Source organism: Vibrio sp. 10N.222.52.B7 (assembly GCF_041474275.1).
GTDB classification, from domain to species: domain Bacteria; phylum Pseudomonadota; class Gammaproteobacteria; order Enterobacterales; family Vibrionaceae; genus Vibrio; species Vibrio crassostreae_C.
Genome location: NZ_JBFRTU010000171.1, coordinates 1 through 267, shown reverse-complemented (window position 1 = coordinate 267; position 267 = coordinate 1). Strand labels below are relative to the sequence as shown.

The window sequence follows — 267 nt, the reverse complement described above, 5'->3', positions numbered from 1 at the left end:
TGCTGGGGCTGCAAAGATACTGACTCGGTCTTCGTGTATGCCAACCTTGCTTACAACCAATTGATTGGCTTAAAACCCAATGAGACTTGTACTGGCTTGACCGACTTCGACATGCCCAGTCAAACCACTGAGTGCGCACAAGATTTCAGGGCTCAAGACAAACATGTAATGGATACACGCAGTACCCTTAAGATTCTCGATATTCACCCCTATCCAGACGGACGCTGGCACGCCCATATCTTTACCAAAACCCCTTGGCTTGATGAT

Annotated in this window: 1 protein-coding gene; it reads left to right on the top strand. The window is 47.9% G+C overall.

The genetic code is table 11. The annotated features are described in order from the left end of the window. A partial coding sequence (locus AB4512_RS22080; RefSeq protein WP_372175685.1) for a PAS domain-containing protein occupies positions 1 to 267 on the top strand: 267 nt, incomplete at both ends.